A 2303-nucleotide genomic window follows, 5' to 3' on the forward strand; every position below is an offset into this window, starting at 1 on the left:
TGCTTGCGCCTCGTGTTGCGTTGACTCAACGTGTGCGGGGTACTCGGGAATCCCACGCCGCCGGCCGTGTGACCCGGGCTCGCCGACTTCGGATCCCCACCGATCTGCCCGGCCACAGCTAGGCGCTGGTCAAAGGCCCCGGACGGCGGTGCACCGGAGTGCGGTCGTCCGTGGAAGGCGCGGAGTCTGGTTCGTCTATCGGAATGTCAAGCCCGTGTTTTCGCGGGGCGGGACACGCCGGAACCAGGCGCCAATCGGGTAGGAGGCCCCCTCGCGGGGGCCGTCCTCCCACACCACCGTACGTACTCATCGTATACGGCGGTTACTGTGCCTGGTTCAATTGCATCCAGCGGTCATGCATGGATCGCAGACCCTGTTCCTGAAGCCAGACGAGGTCCATGGCTCGGTGGGTTGCCTGGGTTTTCGCTTTGCGCCACCAGCCTTTGCCGCTGGCCGCGACTGCCCAAGCGTGGTCCCGCATGCAGCCCAGCTTCCGCAGGAAAGCGGCGATCGTTCGTGCGCGCTTGAGCTGCTTCAGCCGGATGCAGCGGAGCCGCCGCCGGATCCATTGGTCCAAGTCCCGCAACGCCGTCTTCGCCGCTGCGAGGCGGTAGTAGGCGACCCAGCCATTCGTGAACTGGTTGAGTTCACGAATGACCGTGGGCAGCGAACGCCCACGGGTACGACGCGTGATCTGTCGGATGCGGGTTTTCGCAGACTCCACGCTCTTCGGCGCGATCGTCAGGCGTCCCCCCGCAAGGATGCGGTAGCCGAGGAACTTGCGCTCCGACGGCCGGGCTACGGCGCTTTTAACGCGGTTGACCCGCAACTTGAGCGTCCCTTCCAAGAAATCGGTCACCGACTGCATGACCCGTTCGCCTGCCTTCGCAGAGCCAACGTAGATGTTGCAGTCATCGGCGTAACGACAGAAGCGGTGCCCCCGCCGTTCCAATTCCTTATCAAGGTCGTCCAACAACAGATTGGCGAGCAGCGGGGAGAGCGGGCCACCCTGGGGAGTGCCTTCACGTCGCATCACGCAAATCCCGCCCTGCATGAGTCCGGCTTCAAGGAAGCGACGGATCAGGCGCAGCAGGCGCTTGTCGTTCACACGACGAGCCAGGCGGCTCATCAGGATGTCGTGGTTGACCCGGTCGAAGAATTGCTCCAAGTCCAGGTCGACCACCCACCCACGACCTTCAGCTACGCAACTGGAGGCGGCGCGCAGCGCGTCGTGCGCGCTGCGACCGGGGCGAAACCCATAGCTCGATGCCGAGAACGTCGGATCGAACAGGTCACTGAGCACCTGCGCGATGGCTTGTTGGACCAGGCGGTCCACCACCGGTGGGATACCCAGCTGGCGGAGGCCGCCTGACGCCTTGGGAATCTGAACGCCACGGACCGGTTGGGGCTGATAGCTCCCATCCAGCAGCGACGACAGGAAGTGCGTCTGGTGCTCCTCCACCCAGGCGCGCAGATCGGCAACGGTCATCCCGTCACAGCCCGGCGCGCCCTTGTTCCCCACCACGCGACCATACGCGCGGTTCAGGTTCGATGGATCCACGACCCGCTCCATCAAACGGGTATGCAACAAGACTCGGCATTCCGAGATCACCGTCTGACCTTGCTCCACCTCGTCACCCCCCAGAACCGCTGCCGGCGGAACCAGATGGGGCGGGGATTTGCCTGGCGCACCAGACAGATCGAGACCCGGCGCCTGCTTCTTGCAGGCACAGCTTCGGTCCTTCGGCAGCGTCCCACCTACTATGACCTCTGCTGACTTCTCCCAATCCATCTCCCACCATTGCTGGTGAAATAGTCGGTGAAGTACCGACAGACGGGGAGATCTCCCAGGGTAAGACACGTATCCTTCGCACGGGCCGCGCCGGATCTACTGCAGTGACCTCCGGTCGATTATCGGGCGTCGGAGTCCATTGCCCCCTTACCCAGACCACCACAGCCTTGTATCCGGTTTCTGTACGTCGCGTCCGTACTGCTGTCATTTGCTTCCTTCAGATCCCGCCTCACAACGGGCACCCTTGCATAGACAGTCGGTTCCCACCGACAGGGTCCGAAGAGGGACTTTCACCCTCCGAGATACGTGCCATGCCTGGCACACAACAAGCCCGTTCCGCCTGGCGGATCGGGCTTTGCGCTTGCTGGGCTCTGGGCCGTTGCGTGTCACCGCTGACCGACCGGCCCTGGGCCGAGAGGCGCGAGGCGCACGTCGACAACCTCGTGTCACCTAGTTGACGGACCCCTCACAGATCCGTCCGCAGGTGTCGCTGGCGCGCGAAGCCCGGCAA

At 64.0% G+C, this 2303-nt stretch carries 1 protein-coding gene; it reads right to left on the reverse strand.

From position 1 onward, the window contains the following. Window positions 1-322: 322 nt before the first annotated feature. Window positions 323-1792, reverse strand: coding sequence for a group II intron reverse transcriptase/maturase (gene ltrA, locus I6U14_RS00645; protein ID WP_296896036.1), 1470 nt, complete (start codon window positions 1790-1792; stop codon window positions 323-325). Window positions 1793-2303 lie beyond the last annotated feature (511 nt).

It is taken from the genome of Thiohalocapsa sp. (genome assembly GCF_019695415.1).
Taxonomy (GTDB): domain Bacteria; phylum Pseudomonadota; class Gammaproteobacteria; order Chromatiales; family Chromatiaceae; genus Thiohalocapsa.